General features: G+C 62.4%; 15 protein-coding genes. 9 read left to right on the top strand and 6 right to left on the bottom strand.

Features of this window, described 5'->3' with window-relative positions:
* Positions 1–404: 404 nt before the first annotated feature.
* The gene (locus LPA34_RS06350) at positions 405–551 is read right to left on the bottom strand and encodes a hypothetical protein (RefSeq protein ID WP_228976127.1); all 147 of its coding nucleotides are present in this window, start codon (positions 549–551) and stop codon (positions 405–407) included.
* Between the two features lie 17 nt (positions 552–568).
* Between LPA34_RS06350 and LPA34_RS06355 the strand changes: the two genes are divergently transcribed.
* The gene (locus LPA34_RS06355) at positions 569–793 is read left to right on the top strand and encodes a LysR substrate-binding domain-containing protein (protein WP_228976128.1); all 225 of its coding nucleotides are present in this window, start codon (positions 569–571) and stop codon (positions 791–793) included.
* Positions 794–985: 192 nt separating this feature from the next.
* On the opposite strand, the gene LPA34_RS06360 is transcribed toward LPA34_RS06355, so the two are convergent.
* From LPA34_RS06360 to LPA34_RS06370, 3 genes are all read right to left on the bottom strand, one after another.
* The gene (locus tag LPA34_RS06360; protein WP_228976130.1) at positions 986–1,303 is read right to left on the bottom strand and encodes a chaperone modulator CbpM; all 318 of its coding nucleotides are present in this window, start codon (positions 1,301–1,303) and stop codon (positions 986–988) included.
* A complete protein-coding gene (locus LPA34_RS06365) occupies positions 1,300–2,325 on the bottom strand; it encodes a DnaJ C-terminal domain-containing protein (RefSeq protein WP_228976131.1) in 1,026 nt (341 codons plus the stop codon). The genes LPA34_RS06360 and LPA34_RS06365 overlap by 4 nt, the downstream gene beginning before the upstream one ends.
* A gap of 71 nt (positions 2,326–2,396) precedes the next feature.
* A complete protein-coding gene (locus LPA34_RS06370; protein ID WP_228976132.1) occupies positions 2,397–2,612 on the bottom strand; it encodes a hypervirulence associated TUDOR domain-containing protein in 216 nt (71 codons plus the stop codon).
* Positions 2,613–2,866: 254 nt separating this feature from the next.
* On the opposite strand from LPA34_RS06370, the gene LPA34_RS06375 reads away from it, so the two are divergent.
* From LPA34_RS06375 to LPA34_RS06385, 3 genes are all read left to right on the top strand, one after another.
* A complete protein-coding gene (locus LPA34_RS06375) occupies positions 2,867–3,082 on the top strand; it encodes a copper chaperone (RefSeq protein ID WP_407672517.1) in 216 nt (71 codons plus the stop codon).
* Positions 3,083–3,280: 198 nt separating this feature from the next.
* The gene (gene tkt / locus LPA34_RS06380; RefSeq protein WP_228976133.1) at positions 3,281–5,356 is read left to right on the top strand and encodes a transketolase; all 2,076 of its coding nucleotides are present in this window, start codon (positions 3,281–3,283) and stop codon (positions 5,354–5,356) included.
* 72 nt (positions 5,357–5,428) lie between these two features.
* Positions 5,429–5,578, top strand: a complete 150-nt coding sequence (locus LPA34_RS06385) for a hypothetical protein (protein WP_228976134.1) — start codon at positions 5,429–5,431, stop codon at positions 5,576–5,578.
* On the opposite strand, the gene LPA34_RS06390 is transcribed toward LPA34_RS06385, so the two are convergent.
* A complete protein-coding gene (locus LPA34_RS06390; protein WP_228976137.1) occupies positions 5,559–6,287 on the bottom strand; it encodes a FadR/GntR family transcriptional regulator in 729 nt (242 codons plus the stop codon). The two genes, LPA34_RS06385 and LPA34_RS06390, sit on opposite strands and share 20 nt — an antisense overlap.
* 259 nt (positions 6,288–6,546) lie before the next feature.
* Between LPA34_RS06390 and uxuA the strand changes: the two genes are divergently transcribed.
* Both uxuA and LPA34_RS06400 read left to right on the top strand, forming a co-directional pair.
* Positions 6,547–7,587 carry a mannonate dehydratase gene (gene uxuA / locus LPA34_RS06395; RefSeq protein ID WP_228976138.1) on the top strand — a complete coding sequence of 347 codons (1,041 nt, stop codon included), beginning with the start codon at positions 6,547–6,549 and terminating at the stop codon, positions 7,585–7,587.
* Positions 7,588–7,672: 85 nt separating this feature from the next.
* Positions 7,673–8,977, top strand: a complete 1,305-nt coding sequence (locus LPA34_RS06400) for an MFS transporter (protein ID WP_228976140.1) — start codon at positions 7,673–7,675, stop codon at positions 8,975–8,977.
* Positions 8,978–9,141: 164 nt separating this feature from the next.
* Here LPA34_RS06400 and LPA34_RS06405 read toward each other — a convergent pair whose 3' ends face one another.
* Complete coding sequence (locus LPA34_RS06405; protein ID WP_228976143.1) at positions 9,142–10,035, bottom strand: LysR family transcriptional regulator; 894 nt, start codon at positions 10,033–10,035, stop codon at positions 9,142–9,144.
* A 173-nt stretch (positions 10,036–10,208) separates the two neighbouring features.
* On the opposite strand from LPA34_RS06405, the gene LPA34_RS06410 reads away from it, so the two are divergent.
* Genes LPA34_RS06410 through LPA34_RS06420 form a run of 3 tightly spaced genes read left to right on the top strand, consistent with a single transcriptional unit; the run spans position 10,209 to position 15,365 of the window.
* Positions 10,209–12,065, top strand: coding sequence for an assimilatory sulfite reductase (NADPH) flavoprotein subunit (locus tag LPA34_RS06410; protein ID WP_228976145.1), 1,857 nt, complete (start codon positions 10,209–10,211; stop codon positions 12,063–12,065).
* Positions 12,066–12,075: 10 nt separating this feature from the next.
* Positions 12,076–13,809, top strand: a complete 1,734-nt coding sequence (locus LPA34_RS06415) for an NADPH-dependent assimilatory sulfite reductase hemoprotein subunit (RefSeq protein WP_228976148.1) — start codon at positions 12,076–12,078, stop codon at positions 13,807–13,809.
* Positions 13,810–13,847: 38 nt separating this feature from the next.
* Positions 13,848–15,365, top strand: coding sequence for a nitronate monooxygenase (locus LPA34_RS06420; RefSeq protein WP_228976150.1), 1,518 nt, complete (start codon positions 13,848–13,850; stop codon positions 15,363–15,365).
* The last annotated feature ends 32 nt before the right edge of the window (positions 15,366–15,397 follow it).

A 15,397-nucleotide genomic window follows, 5' to 3' on the forward strand; every position in this document is an offset into this window, starting at 1 on the left:
AGCATGCGCCACAGCCGCCGGCCCGGAGCCAGGAACCGGACATTTCTAATGAGCCAGAACCAGACATTACTAAAAAGCTCTGACACACCAATGCTTGATAATTTATATTATGTCAAATACAGGGCGCTTTCCTATACGCAATGCGAAGCCCTGACGCCTGGCGTTCAACGTGACACCAATGACCTTTGCATTGACCAGGCGACAGAGTTGGATTGCAAAGGCCCCGAGACCTCCAACGCCAGTCTGTGCATGGCTTGCAGACAAATCTGGCCTTATCGAAAAACCCGCAACCCGTTACGGGTTTCCCGTTCGACGTTGATTACCTTTTGCGCTGCGGATTCCCCTGCTTCTAACCGACCCTCACTATCGCCAGTTCACGACTGGGTTATCCATTCCCGTCCCGCTCAAAAATAGTGAATAACGCCAAGCATCGCACCGGTCTGATTGTGGCCGGCGACGATGTCGGTGTCGTAGCCGTTAAGACCAAGGTTCGAGCCGTGGCTGTTCTTCACGTAGCCGACCTGGGTATACCACGACGTCCGCTTCGACAACCGGTCATGGTGTACTGATGCGTTCGGAGTGGGACGTACAGGCGCATTTGCGTTCGGGCGCATTGCGCATCGCGTTGCCCGACTGGTCGTTGCCGAGTGCGGATATCTATGCGGTGTACGGCGAGCGGATGAATGTGTCAGCCAAGGTCGTCGCGTTTGTGGATTTTCTGGCTGACTGGTTCGCGCGTATTCTCGAGCACGCCGACGACGCTGCACTGACCCAGACAGCGAGAAGCTATTGAGGCGTCCAGGGCCGTGACAGGCCAGGTTGCTCGCAAAGGACCTGGATTGCCGCGCCCAATAGCAGCGCACAACATCGCAGGCAGGCCTACCGTTCCGCCACGCCTGCCGGTGGTGCCAGCCAGCAATTCAGACGAACCCGGTCGTTCGCGCCGCGCCCGCCATTGAACCGGTAAGGAACGTAAAAACCACGCTCAACGACCCGACGAACGCCTCGCCCGCGCTCGCAGCGTGTTGATTTCATCGAGCAGGTCGAGGGCGAGCGCAATGCCGGGTGCGTTGATCTCGAGATCCTGTGCAAGTCGTCGAGCGGTTCGCACGCGGCGCAGTGCGGCACCGCTGAAGCGCCATTCGCGCGGCGTGGCACCTTGCGGCTCGACTGCGCCTTCCTCGATCCATAACGTCAACTGTTCTTCCGACGCGCCGCTCGCCCTGCACAATTCAACGAGCGTGAACTCGACGTCTTCCTCGACAATCTGACCTTGTACAAAGACCGCCACCGATTCTTTCATGGTCGAGTACCCGTGAAATTCGCGCGCGGCTCGAAATGGAACGCCTGCCGCATCGCGTCGTAGGCCGCTCGCGCGCTGTCGCTGTCGGCCGGTGGCAGCACGATGGCCAATATCACATACAGGTCGCCCGGCGTCTTCCCCGGAATCCCCTTGCCCTTGAGTCGCAACCGCCGGCCAGCGGCCGACCCCGCTGGCACGGTCAGCTCGACGGAGCCATCAGGCGTGGGAACGGTTACGTGCGCGCCGAGCGCGGCCTCCCAGGGCGCCACCGGTACGTCGAGCGAAACATCGCGCCCGTCGACGCGAAAATGCGGATGTTCCCGGAAAGTGATCTCCATATACAGGTCACCGGGAGGTCCCTGCCCCACCCTGGCAGCGCCCTGACCGGCGAGACGCAGGTGCTGTCCGGCACGCACGCCCCTGGGAATGGTGACGTTCAGCGTAAGCGGCTGCAGGACGACATGACCGTGTGCATCGAGGACCGGCATTTGCAGCGAAATCGAACGTTGCGCGCCGTGATAAGCATCCTCCAGATCGATCACGACTCTCGTGTGAAGATCCTGTCCGGGCATCGAACGTTGCGCACCGCGCCAGGCGCCCTCCAGATCGTCGGCCGCGCCGGCGGCGTGTTCCGATCCCCTGCCACGCCTTCCTGCTTGCCGTGCGTGCCCACCTGTACGCGCGTCGCTGAACATCGCCTCAAAGAAATCACTGAAACTGGCATCCGCGCCGCGCCCGTTACCTGCGCCGCTGAATTCGAAGCCTTCGTCCCAGTCAGGCGGCGGCTGAAAATCCTGACCGTTCTGCCACTGGTGGCCCAAACGGTCGTAGGCCGCGCGTTTCTCCGTATCCTTGAGAACCTGATACGCCTCGCCCAGTTCCTTGAAACGCTCTTCCCCGTCGGTCTGCTGGCTGACGTCCGGATGATATTTGCGCGCGAGCTTCCGGTACGCGCGCCGGACCTCGTCCTGCGTCGCGGTGCGTTGCAGGCCGAGAATCTCGTAGTAGTCCCTGTATTTCATTCCCGCGTCCGCCTGATCAAAGCGTTTCACATCCGTTAGCGGCTCGTCTGTACTGTAACAGTCGACATGGCTCAGGCATGCGTCTTTTTCAGTGCGCCGCCTTTGTGCATCGCGACATGGCCGGTCTTGTCGCTCCTGATCTCGTACTGTGGATCGTCAATGCTGGCGTGATGGGTGTACCCCCTGTAGCCGGCGTCTTTCGTGTGCACCTCGATGATCTTGCCACTCACATGGCCGGCCTCCGAATTCCACGTCACGTGATCGCCAACCTTCAATCTCGTCGTCATGATGGACGCCCTCCGTTCAGTGCGGCGTACAGTGCAGTGATGTCGATGCCGGCGCACGCGGACGCTGCCGGACATTCAACAGCACATTTTCATGATGATTCAGTGCATTTCACTATAGATCACGTTGTGATATAGCTTGAATTTAATTGAATCGCCGAAGTTTTCGACGCACAGGAATGAAGGTACAACTGCATCGGGCAGGCGCATCATGGGCCGTTCGAAGCACCCAATAACCCGAATTGAAGGAGCTGCACGTGGAATTCGAACATATGGAATTCGAAGTGGAGAAGATGACCGGCGATGTCGATGCGCAGACGCTTGTCCGGGCCATCGGTGCGGTCGACCCGGACGCGAAAGTCGACGTCGACGTCAAAGCAGGAGTTGTGAAGGTCGACTCGTGGCTGATGGCCGAGGAGTTCCTCGTCGCGTTCGAGGACACGGGCTACACGGCGAAAATCAGCAAAGGCTGATCCGGCGTGCGGACTCTGTAGCTGGCACCCGCCCCGCATGCCGCGTTCAAGGCGTTCAGCGACAGCGTTTTCGCCGATGGCGCGCTGCGGTACCACCAGCCCTGAACTCGAAGCACAACGTGGAGCGTGACGGCACTCCGGTCCATTCGCTCATGGCGGCACCGCCCCGCCGGTCTGTAGCAATCAAGGAGAGTACACATGAACCCAGCGGCTTCCCTCTCGTCCAGCGCCGCGACGCTGGACGATCTGTGCGTCAACACGCTGCGTTTTCTGTCGGTCGATGCGGTGCAGAAAGCCGACAGTGGCCATCCCGGTCTGCCGCTCGGCGCCGCATCGATGGCTTACGTGCTGTGGACCCGCTTTCTCAAACACAACCCGGCGAATCCGGCATGGCTCGATCGCGATCGCTTCGTGTTGTCGGCCGGACATGGCTCGATGCTGCTTTATAGCCTGCTTCATATGACGGGCTACGATCTGCCGCTCGAACAGATCAAGCAGTTTCGCCAATGGGGCAGTCTCACGCCGGGCCATCCGGAACGCGGTTTGACACCCGGCGTCGAGACGACGACGGGGCCGCTCGGCCAGGGCCTCGCCAACGGAGTCGGCATGGCGATGGCCGAAGCGCACCTTGCCGCGCGCTACAACCGGCCGGGCTTCGACATCGTCGATCACTTCACCTACGGCATCGTCAGCGACGGTGATCTGATGGAAGGCGTCGCATCGGAAGCCGTGTCGCTCGCCGGTCATTTGCAGCTAGGCAAGCTGATCTATCTCTATGACGACAACGAGGTCACGCTTTCCGCAGGCACGGACATCACGTTCAGCGAAGACCGTGCGCGGCGTTTCGAAGCCTATGGCTGGCACGTCCAGTCCATCGGCGACGGCAACGACAGGGGCGCCATCGAGCAGGCGCTCGGCAATGCGCGTGCCGAAATCCGGCGCCCGTCGCTGATTCTGGTGCGCACGCATCTCGGCTACGGTTCGCCGAACAGGCAGGACACCTACAAGGCGCACGGCTCGCCGCTCGGCGAAGAAGAAGTGCGTCTGACCAAACAGAACCTCGGCTGGCCAACCGGGCCGGCGTTTTATATTCCCGAGCCGGCAAGCACGCATTTTCGTCGTGCGCTTGACGAGGGTCGGCAAAAAGAAACCGAATGGAACACGCGCTTTTCCGCCTATAAGCAGGCGTTTCCAGAGCTTGCTGAGGAACTGCTGAACGCGACGCGCGGTGAATTGCCGGCCGGCTGGGATCAGGATATCCCGCTCTTTCCCGCCGATGCCAAAGGTATCGCCACGCGGGTCGCATCGGGCAAGGTGATGAAGGCGATCGCGCCGCGCCTGCCGTCGCTGACTGGTGGCTCCGCGGATCTCGATCCGTCCACCTTTACTGCACTGTCCGGGCTCGGCGACTTCGAAGCGCCCGGCGCCAGTGCCCGCGACCGGCAAGGCTCCGAAGGAGGCGGCTGGAGCCGCGCCGGCCGCAATCTGCACTTCGGCGTGCGCGAGCATGGCATGGGCGCGATCCTGAACGGCCTCGCCGCCCACGGCGGGACCATCCCGTTCGGCGCGACGTTCCTGATTTTTTCGGACTACATGCGTCCACCGATCCGGCTTGCCGCGCTCATGCATCTACGCGTGATCTATGTCTTCACCCACGACAGTCTGGCGCTCGGCGAAGACGGCTCGACGCATCAGCCCATCGAACAGCTCGCCAGCCTGCGGGCCGTGCCGAACCTCAACGTGATTCGCCCCGCCGATGCCAACGAAACCGCCGTGGCGTGGCGCGTAGCGCTCGAAACGCGTGACCGGCCGACCGCACTCATCCTGACGCGCCAGAACGTGCCGACCATCGACCGTGCCCAGTTCGGCGCCGCCGACGGTCTGCGGCGCGGCGGCTACATCCTCGCGGACGCGCCGGGCGGCAAGCCGGCACTGATCCTGATCGCGACCGGCTCGGAAGTCGGGCTCGCGATGGCCGCACGCGAGCGCCTGCAGGCGCAAAACGTTGCGGTGCGCGTGGTCTCGCTGCCCTGCTGGTCGCTGTTCGACGCGCAGCCGCAAGCGTACCGGGACGTGGTGCTGCCGCCCCCGGTCGGCGCGCGGCTGGCTATCGAGGCCGGCGTGCCGCAAGGCTGGCATCGCTATGTCGGCGAAAGCGGAGAGGTGCTCGGCATCGAACGCTTCGGCGCATCGGCACCCGCTGATATTCTGATGCGCGAGTATGGTTTCACCGTCGACAACGTCTGCGCATGCGCGCTGGCGCTGTCAGTCTAGCGATTGAAGGCGTGTGCCCGGAGTATGTGCGGGGCCGCGCCTCACGCTCGTGCTTTACCGCAGCGGGCCATCATGCACGACCGTCTGCGCCTCAAGCATGCTGTCGACCAGCGCGATCACGTCTATGTCCCCACCACGGCCATCGTCTCGCTGCTGTATGTGTATGGAATACAAGCCACGCTTTTCGTTGAAGCGTCGCTAATCATTTCCACGCCTGCGTGAATTCTCCAACCACGCGGGACAGGTGCGCGTGCATCGCGCTCTTCGCCGCATCTGGATTACGGTCCGCGATCGCGGCAAAAATATGCTGATGGTCTTCCTGCGACGCCGCACGCAACCCGGACGTATGAAAGTGCTCCTCGATTTTTTCCCACAACGGATCGCTGCGCGCGCAGTCCCACATCGCCGCGACCATATGCAACAGCACCGTGTTTCCCGTCGCTTCGGCAATGTACATATGAAACTGCCGGTCGGCCGCGTGATTGGCCTCTTTGTCGTGCATCTGCTCACGCATCGTGGTGAGCGCGGCAAAGATGCGATCCAGGTCACGATCCTTGCGCTCTGTTGCCGCGAGCGCCGCCACTTCCGATTCGATCAATGCTCGCGCGCGTAAGGTTTCGATCGGCCCGGGGCCACGCGGCAGCTCGAAGGTCACCGGCCGCGCGCCGATCCTGGCCGACACATAGATGCCCGAGCCCACTCGCACTTCCACCACACCCTGCACTTCCAGCGCGATGATCGCCTCGCGCACCTGCGTGCGGCTCACGGCGAACTTGTCGGCGAGCGCGCGCTCCGACGGCAATCTCGATCCCACCTCGAAATCGCCAGCCGCGATCAACGCATGAATCTGCCTGGCGAGCCCGATATAGGACCGGTCGGTAGCGTCGGCGTCCTGTCGTTGGGCAAAGGATTGAGTGGAGAGATCGGTCATAAGGCGCTCGCGAACAGGTAACGCGGCGGCTCACTCGCCTCCGCGCCGAAAATGGTACACCAATTTTCCGGTACATCGGATTCTGTGCCCCACTGGCGGCCCCTAAAGGGCCCACCTCTCCTCCGCACCGCCCCTTGAGCCATGTGGAGAGACTGGTAAACCACTATCGCCATAAATTGGTCAACCAATCATAATCCGCCCGTCCTGGATGTGGCATGGCCGCGTCCTGCCTGCCCAATCAGTCTCAAGGAGTGAAGTCGTGAAGATGTCTTTCCGGTGGTACGGCGAGTCCGATCCCGTCACGCTGCAATACATTCGCCAGATTCCCGGCATGACGGATATCGTGTCCGCCATTTACGACGAACCGGTGGGCGAAGTGTGGCCCATTCACAAGATCGCTGCGCTCAAGTCGGCAATCGAACAGGCCGGGTTGCGCTTCGAAGTGGTCGAGTCCGTGCCTGTGCATGAAAGCATCAAGCTCGGCAAGCCTGAGCGTGACCGGCTCATCGACAACTATCGGCAAACCATTCGCAACCTGGCGGCTGCGGGCATCAAGGTGATCTGCTACAACTTCATGCCGGTGTTCGACTGGACCCGCACCGAGCTGTCGAAAACGCTCGAAGACGGTTCGACATGTCTCGCGTTCAGCACGAAAGAAATCGAAGCGATCGACCCGGACGACGGCATTGCGCTGCCGGGGTGGGATTCGAGCTACAAGCCCGATCAATTGAAAGCGCTGCTCGCTGAATACCGCGAAGTCGACGAAAACAGGCTCTGGCAACATCTGGAATATTTCCTGAAGGCCATCATTCCGGTCGCCGAAGAATGCGGTGTGAAAATGGCGATTCATCCGGACGACCCCCCGCGCCCGATTTTTGGCTTGCCGCGTATCGTGAAGAATCGCGACGACCTCGCACGCATCCTCCAGATCGTCGACTCGCCGGCGAACGGACTGACGCTGTGCTCCGGTTCGCTCGGTGCCGGACCGCAGAACAACGTGGAAGCACTCGTGCGCGAATTTGGCGGCATGGGACGCATCCACTTCGCGCACATCCGCAATGTGAAGATCACGCCCGCAGGCGATTTCGAAGAATCCGCTCACCTGTCCAGTTGCGGCTCGCTTGATATCGCCGCAATCGTCAAGGCCTATCACGACACCGGATTCACCGGCTATTTCCGTCCGGACCACGGCCGCATGATCTGGGGCGAAACCGGCAAGCCCGGCTACGGTCTGTACGACCGCGCGCTAGGCGCCGTGTACATCAACGGATTGTGGGAAGCGATGGACAAGGTGTCCTGAGCCCACGCGATAACACCCTTCACCAGGACGCTGACGGACAGTTCGGTCGGCGTACATCACACCGCTATTACAGACGGAGACTTCCATGCCACGAATCCGCTGGGCCATGATCTTCATGTGCTTCCTTGCCAACGTCATCAATTTCATCGACCGGGCCAACCTGGCGATCGCGGCGCCGAGCATCCGTGCGGAGCTCGGTCTGGACGCGGTGGGCATGGGACTCGTGCTGAGCGCGTTCTTCTGGACCTACGCATTCTTGCAACTGCCGGCCGGCTGGTTTATCGACAAGGTCGGCGTGCGCGTGAGTCTGGCGCTCGCGGTGGGCTGGTGGTCGGCGTTCACGATCGCCACCGGCATGGCGCGCGGTCTCGCGCAGCTGGTCGGCGTGCGGCTGATGCTCGGGGTGGGTGAAGCGGCGGCGATTCCGTCGTTTGCGAAGGTGGCCTTCAACTGGTTTCCGCGCAGCGAACGGGGGCTCGCGAGCAGTATCTTCGACAGCGGTTCGCGCGTCGGATCGGCGCTCTCGCTGCCGCTCGTCGCGTGGTTGATCGCGCTCGTGGGCTGGCGCGGATCGTTCGCGATTACCGGCGGCCTCGGGCTTGTGTGGGCGCTCGCGTGGTGGTTCATCTATCGCGACCCGGAGCGTTATCGCGCGATCGCGCCCGGCGCGGTCGACGCGTTGCTGGCACAGCGCGGCGCACCCGCAACCGTTGACGCTGCCGGCACGGTGTCATGGCTCGACCTGTTTCGCTACCGCACGGTGTGGGGCATGATGATCGGCCTGTTCTGCCTGAACTTCGCCATCTACTTTTTTATCACGTGGTTTCCGACCTATCTGCTGCAGTCACGCGGATTTTCGCTGACGTCGCTCGGCACGCTCGGCATGCTGCCGGCACTCCTGGCGATCCCCGGCGGCTGGCTCGGCGGCATCGTGTCGGATAGTCTTTTCAAACGCGGATGGAGTGCGACCGCAGCCCGCAAGACCTGTCTCGTCGTGGGCATGTTGCTGTCTTCGTCGATCGCGCTGTCCGTGTTCGTGGAAAGCACATGGGCCTGTCTTGCGCTCTTCGCGCTGGCCTATGCGAGTCTGTCGTTCGCCGGCGCCAATGTGTGGACGCTGGTCGGTGAAGTGGCACCCACACCGGCCCATGTTGCGTCGCTCGGCGGCATTCAGAATTTTGCGGGTAATCTGGCCGGCATCTTCATTACGACCTTTACGGGCGTCATGCTGTCCGTCACCAAAGGCTCGTTTGTGATTCCGCTGCTGACCGCGGGATCGCTCTGCATCGTCGGCGCGCTGTCCTATCTGTTCGTGGTCGGCAAGGTCGAGCCGTTGCCGCTGCTGCCGCGTCATCGAATGGGAAAAGTGACCGGCGAGCGTGTCGTCTGAGCGATGACGACACGCTGTTTCGCTGGAGCAAGCATGCGTCTCACTTTGAGGCGCATGAACAGTCGTTCGCCCGCGTTATGACGCCTGTACGTTTCGCGGTCGTTTTCCCCTGGGCTCGAGTCCAGTCTTCTGACCAGCGCACTCGCCTTCGGCGACCGAGGCCTCTACGCCGACGAAGACGGCCGGGAGCCGATGCTTTGCCCGATCCCAGGCCTGTCATGGGCCATGGCTACCATGCGCAGACCGTGACGCACGCGGTCGATCGCATGTGCCTCCTGTCGTGTCGCATAGACCGTGAAAGCTGACCAGGAAAATTCCGGCGCATTGGCCACGCGGCGCAGGCGGCCGTCCGTCAGAAAGGGCTGCGCCGTACCAATACGGAAATAGCCCGAGCCGCCGACGGTCAGCAGGTAGGTCAGCGCAAGCGGGCCGAGGGAAATGGAAACAGGCGGATTCGCAAGCTCGGGAAAGGCAGCTTGATGGTTGACGGCGAAGCTCGGCCCCCAGTCGACATAAACATACCTGTCCGGATCCATTGCACCATCTGGCGCGCTCGTGACCATGATCAGCTTCTCTTCGACGAGCAGTTCGGAAACCAGATCGGCGCGTTGCGGCGGATTGTAGAGAACAGCAATATCGAGCGAGCCTTCCTGCACGCGATCGAGCAGGCGAGCCGGACTGTCGACTTCAGCCCGCAAGGCGATCTCCGGGCACTCGCGATGCATCCAGATAAGCCAGTCGGCGAGTAGCGGATGCCACAGGCTCAATTCGCCACCCAGACTCACCCCCTCCTCCCGCCCAGGCGGAAGCGCCACGTGCTGGCGCGCCTGCTCCCACACCTGGACGAGCGTCGTGGCATGCCGCACGAAACGCTCACCGGCCGCGGTCAGGCGGGCTCCTGCCTTGTTGCGCACAAAAAGCCGGCGCCCCAGTTGTTCTTCCAGCGTTTTGATCCGCGCGCTCACCGCCGTTTGCGTCAGATGCAGACGCTCCGCGGCCGATATGAAACTTCCACTTACCGAGACTTCCAGAAAGGTACGTGCCAGCGTGATGTCCATGATTTCATATCAATTTTATTGCGGTTATTTCCAATAATAATGCATTTGTGTGTTGACAATCCAGGGCGGAAAATAGGGACGATCACATCAATGCTGTACCGACCGGACGTGCAAGCAAGCGGGTACCTGCCGCCTCGACCGGGCGGAGCGCACATCTGGAGCCGGTAGCGGAAATGACTGTTTCGGAGTTTCGAGGCCCGGGGTTGACCGGGGCGCAGTGGGAACACATCAGCGGTCTTGCTTCATCGCTCGACTCAAAGCAACTTTTGTGGGTAAGCGGCTTTCTTGCCGGGGTCGAGCAAGCCGCGACGCGCGACGTATCGCCGTTGGGTACGGCGGTCGATGCATCACCCGCTCCGGGTGATGCAGGTCATCCCGGTCAGCGTCCGTTGACGGTGCTTTACGGTAGCGAGACCGGCAACAGCGCCGCGCTGGCAACCACGCTCGCCGGACACGCGGCGAAGCGCGGCCTTACCCTCTCGCTCCACGACATGGCCACGTACAAGACGCGGCAACTCAAGGACGAGCACGACATGCTGATCATCGTCAGCACGTATGGCGAAGGCGATCCACCCCAGCCGGCGGCGGGATTTTTCGAATTCGTGGAAGGCCGCAAGGCGCCGAAACTGCCTGCCGTACGCTTTGCCGTGCTTGCACTCGGCGATTCGACCTATGAACATTATTGCGAGGCCGGCAAGCGCCTCGATCGCCGTCTGGAAGAACTGGGCGCGCAGCGTCTAAAACCCAGAGTCGATTGCGACATCGACTACGACGAAGCCGCCAGCGCATGGATCGACGATATCGCGGCCACGCTGGGAAATACGTCGCTTACCGGTGGCAAGTCCGCGGACGGGATGTCTTCAGCGGCACTGCCAGCTTCGACGAAGACACAGACGCCGGCCTTCGACAAACGCAATCCGTTTTCCGCACGGATCATCGAAAACATCGCGCTGACAGGACGCGGATCGTCAAAGGAAACGCGGCACATCGAACTGTCGCTCGAAGAGTCGGGTCTTGCCTTCGAGCCAGGCGACGCATTGGGTGTCATGCCGGCCAACGCCCCTGCTCTGGTCGAGACGATCCTGATCGAACTCGGCCTTGCCCCGCAGACCGTGATCGACGTGAAGGGTGAGCCCGTCACACTGGGCGACGCGCTGGCGAACCGCTTTGAAATCACGACACTCACGCCCCGCTTTCTGGATCACTGGGCTCATCTTTCCGGCGCGGATGCGCTCAGGCGCCTGACGTTGGCCGATCGCGCCGTAGAGCGTACCGACTTCGCGCACGGCCACCATGTCATCGATGTGATCCGGCAATTCCCGGTCAAGGGGATCGATGCACAGCATCTCATTGCAGGGTTGCGGCCGCTGGCGCCACGGCTCTATTCGATTGCGTCGAGCCTCGCGGTCGCACCCGATGAAGTCCATCTGACTGTCTCCACGGTGCGCTACACCCTGCATGGCGAGCGCCGCTCCGGGATCGCGTCCGGCCATTTCGCGGAGCGCGGCGAGCTGGACGCGCGGTTGCCCGTCTATGTGCAGAAGAACCCGAATTTCCGGCTGCCCGCGGATGACGTGCCGCTCATCATGATCGGTGCGGGAACCGGTGTCGCACCCTACCGCGCTTTCATGCAGGAACGTGAGGCACGCGGCGCCGGCGGCCGGTCCTGGCTCGTCTTCGGCGAACGCAACTTCCGCACGGATTTTCTCTACCAGACCGAGTGGCAGACCCTGCTCAAGGACGGCGTGCTCACACGCATGGACGTCGCCTTTTCGCGTGACCGGCACATCGAGGATCGCGCGAAAGTTTATGTGCAACATCGGTTAAAGGAGCAGGCCCGCGATATTTTCGCGTGGCTCGAAGAAGGCGCGCACGTCTATGTCTGCGGCGACGCGAACCGGCTCGCCCCCGACGTCCATCAGGCGCTGGCTGCTGTCATCTCGACCGAAGGCGGGCTCGGCCCGGCCGCGGCGGAAGACTACCTCCATCGACTTCAGCAGGATCGCCGCTATCAGCGCGATGTTTATTGAAAAGGCACATATGTCGCAGACGCTTGCGCCGACAGATCGCAGCCGCGATCTGTCCCAGCCCGTTGAAAACCTTGGCCCCGACGAACGCATGAAGGCCTCGAGCGACCAGCTGCGCGGCACGATCCGGCACAGCCTGATCGATCAGATCACGGGCGCCGTGTCCGATGTCGACACCAAACTGCTGAAATTCCACGGCATCTATCAGCAGGACGATCGCGATGTACGCGACGAACGCAGACGTCAGAAGCTCGAACCCGCGTATCAGTTCATGATCCGGGTGCGACTGCCCGGTGGCGTCTGCACGCCCGCGCAGTGGCTGAAGCTCGACGAGCTCGCGCGCAGCTACGGCAGCGAGATGCTGCGCCTGACGACGCGGCAGACTTTTCAGTTTCATTGGGTGCTCAAGGACGATCTGCGCCCGACGCTGGCAGGGCTGCACGAAGTGCTGCTCGATACCATCGCAGCCTGCGGGGACGACTCGCGTGGCGTGATGTGCTCGGTCAACCCGCATCTGTCGGCACTGCACGCCGAAGTCCATGATCTCGCCCAGCGTGCGAGCGATCGCGCCATCCCGCGGATGCGGGCCTATCACGAGATCTGGTACGGCGAAGAGCGGCTGGCCTCTTCCGGGCCGGAGGAACCGTTCTATGGCGCCACGTATATGCCGCGCAAGTTCAAGATCGGCTTTGCCATTCCGCCGGTCAACGACATCGACGTCTATACGCAGGATCTGGGTTTCATCGCGATCGCCGGCAACGAGGGTCTCGAAGGTTTCAACGTCGCCATTGGCGGCGGCATGGGTCGCACTGACCAGGTGCCGTCGACTTACCCGCGTCTCGCCGATGTCATCGGCTTCGTCACGCTGGACAACGTTCCCGCGACCTGCGATGCGGTGATGGAACTGCAACGCGATCTTGGCGATCGGAAGGACCGCGCGCATGCGCGGTTCAAATACACGATCGACGACCGCGGTCTCGACTGGATCAAGGCAGACATCGAGCGTCGACTCGGTTTCAGGCTGGATGCGCCACGCCCTTACGTATTCGATTCGAACGGCGATACCCTCGGCTGGCAAACCGGCGACGACGGACGCCACCACGTGACACTCTTTATCGAAAACGGACGCCTTGCCAACCGGCCTGACCGGGCGTTGATGGATGGCCTGCGCGCCATCGCGCGCATCCACGACGGTACGTTCCGTCTGACGCCCAATCAGAACCTGACGATCGCGCAGATCTCCGATGCGAAGCGGCCGGACATCGAACGGCTGCTCGACGAATACCGGCTTCTCGCGTCCGCTGAAGGCAGCGCGTTGCGACTCGGGTCGATGGCGTGCGTCGCATTGCCGACCTGCGGTCTTGCCATGGCGGAAAGCGAACGCTACCTGCCGTCCCTCGTCAGCCGGATCGAGACGATCCTTGAGCGTCACCGTCTTTCGGACGTGCCCATCACGCTGCGCATCAGCGGCTGCCCGAATGGCTGTTCGCGGCCCTACGTCGCCGAGATCGGCCTGACGGGGCGTGCGCCGGGCAAGTACAACCTGTATCTCGGCGGGGGCTTCCACGGTAATCGACTCAACCGGATGTATCTCGGGAATGCCGGCGAAGCAGCCATTCTCGATGCGCTTGACGCCACGCTCGGCCACTTCGCACGTGAGCGCGGCGAGCACGAACATTTCGGGGACTTTGTCATTCGGACGGGCTACGTGAAGGCCGTCGCGGCCGGCCGCGATTTCAACAGCTAACGCAAAACGTCCGCAATTTGCATCAAGGAGAACGTGCCATGTCGATCCAGATCAACCTCACGTCGGAGGCCAACGACATTGTGAGCACCCTGCATCGCCCCGTCTGCGATCTGCTCGGCTGCACGTGGCCGGTCGTGCTGGCAGGCATGGGCGGCGTCGCGCGTTCGGAACTCGTCAGCGCGGTGACGGGCGCCGGCGGTTTCGGCTTTCTGGGCATGGTGCGCGAACCGGTGGCGCTGATCCGCGAGGAAGTCCAGCGCGTGCGCGCACATACCGACCGAAAGTTCGGCGTCAACCTGATCCCGGCCGCGACAGACCCGGAACTGCTGGACGCGCAGATCGATACCTGTATCGAACTCGGCGTGCCGGTCATCGGGCTGTTCTGGGATGTGGTTCCCGCAGTCGTCAAACGGTTGCGCGATGCCGGCATCCTGGTCGTCTATCAGGTCGGATCGACGAGAGACGCGCGTCTTGCCGAAGAGGCCGGCGCCCAGGTACTGATTGCCCAGGGACGGGAGGCCGGCGGCCACGTCTGGGGCGACCGGCCGCTCGCGATGCTGCTGCCGGAAATCGTCGCGGCGGCGCGGATTCCCGTTCTCGCCGCAGGCGGTCTCGTCGATGGAACCGATATCGCAACAGCGCTTTCTTTCGGCGCGCAAGGCGTCGTGCTCGGTACGGCATTGATTCCCACTCACGAATCCTTCGCCCATCCCTATCACAAGCAACGCATCGCCGATGCTGCTGAAGACGCGACCCTTCTGACCGACGCCTTCCACATCAACTGGCCGCGCGGCGCGCGCGTACGGGTGCTTGCGAACAGCGTCACCAGCGGCCAGCGGGGCGACCCGTTCGGCACGGACAGGACCGTGATCGGAGATGAGGAAGGTCGACCCATCTACCTGTTCAGCACCGACTCGCCGCTGCGTTCGATGACCGGCGATTTCGAAGCCATGGCGCTTTATGCGGGCACGGGCGCGGGAAGGATCGGCACGATCGTCGGTGCGGCGGAACGTCTGCATCGCATCGTCACCGACGCGGCTGCCCTCCTCGACTCTGGTGCCGCACCGATGCAGCCCGCCGACGCCGGCGGGATGCATGACACACTGCCGGCGGAGACGAACCGGGGTGAGTTGCTGGCCGCGCTGAACGAATTGCTGGAGGCCGAGCGCGCGGGTGCGCGCGTGACGTCGCAGACAGCGGCTGAAATCACCGCGCCGGAACTCAGACAACTGATAGCCGGCATCCGTCAGGACGAAGCACGCTGGTGCGGTGTACTGACGAAAGCGATTTTGTCGCTGGGCGCGACGCCGACCCGTCGCACCGGCGCCTTCTATGAAAAGGCGATGGCTATCGCCGATCTGCCTCAACGCATGGCTTTTCTGAACCGCGGCCAGGGATGGGTTGTCCGCAGGTTGCAGGCGTTGCTGCCGGAAATTCATGACGGGCGCATCCGCAACGACCTGGTCGCGATGCTCGCCTCTCACGAAAAAAACATCAGGCGCGTCGAAATTCAGCTTTCCCCTACTGACGACCGCGCGCCGTCAGTCAACGTATGACGGACACACCTTCCTTTAAAGAACTGCCTGAC

It is taken from the genome of Paraburkholderia gardini, from assembly GCF_907164575.1.
Taxonomy (GTDB): domain Bacteria; phylum Pseudomonadota; class Gammaproteobacteria; order Burkholderiales; family Burkholderiaceae; genus Paraburkholderia; species Paraburkholderia gardini.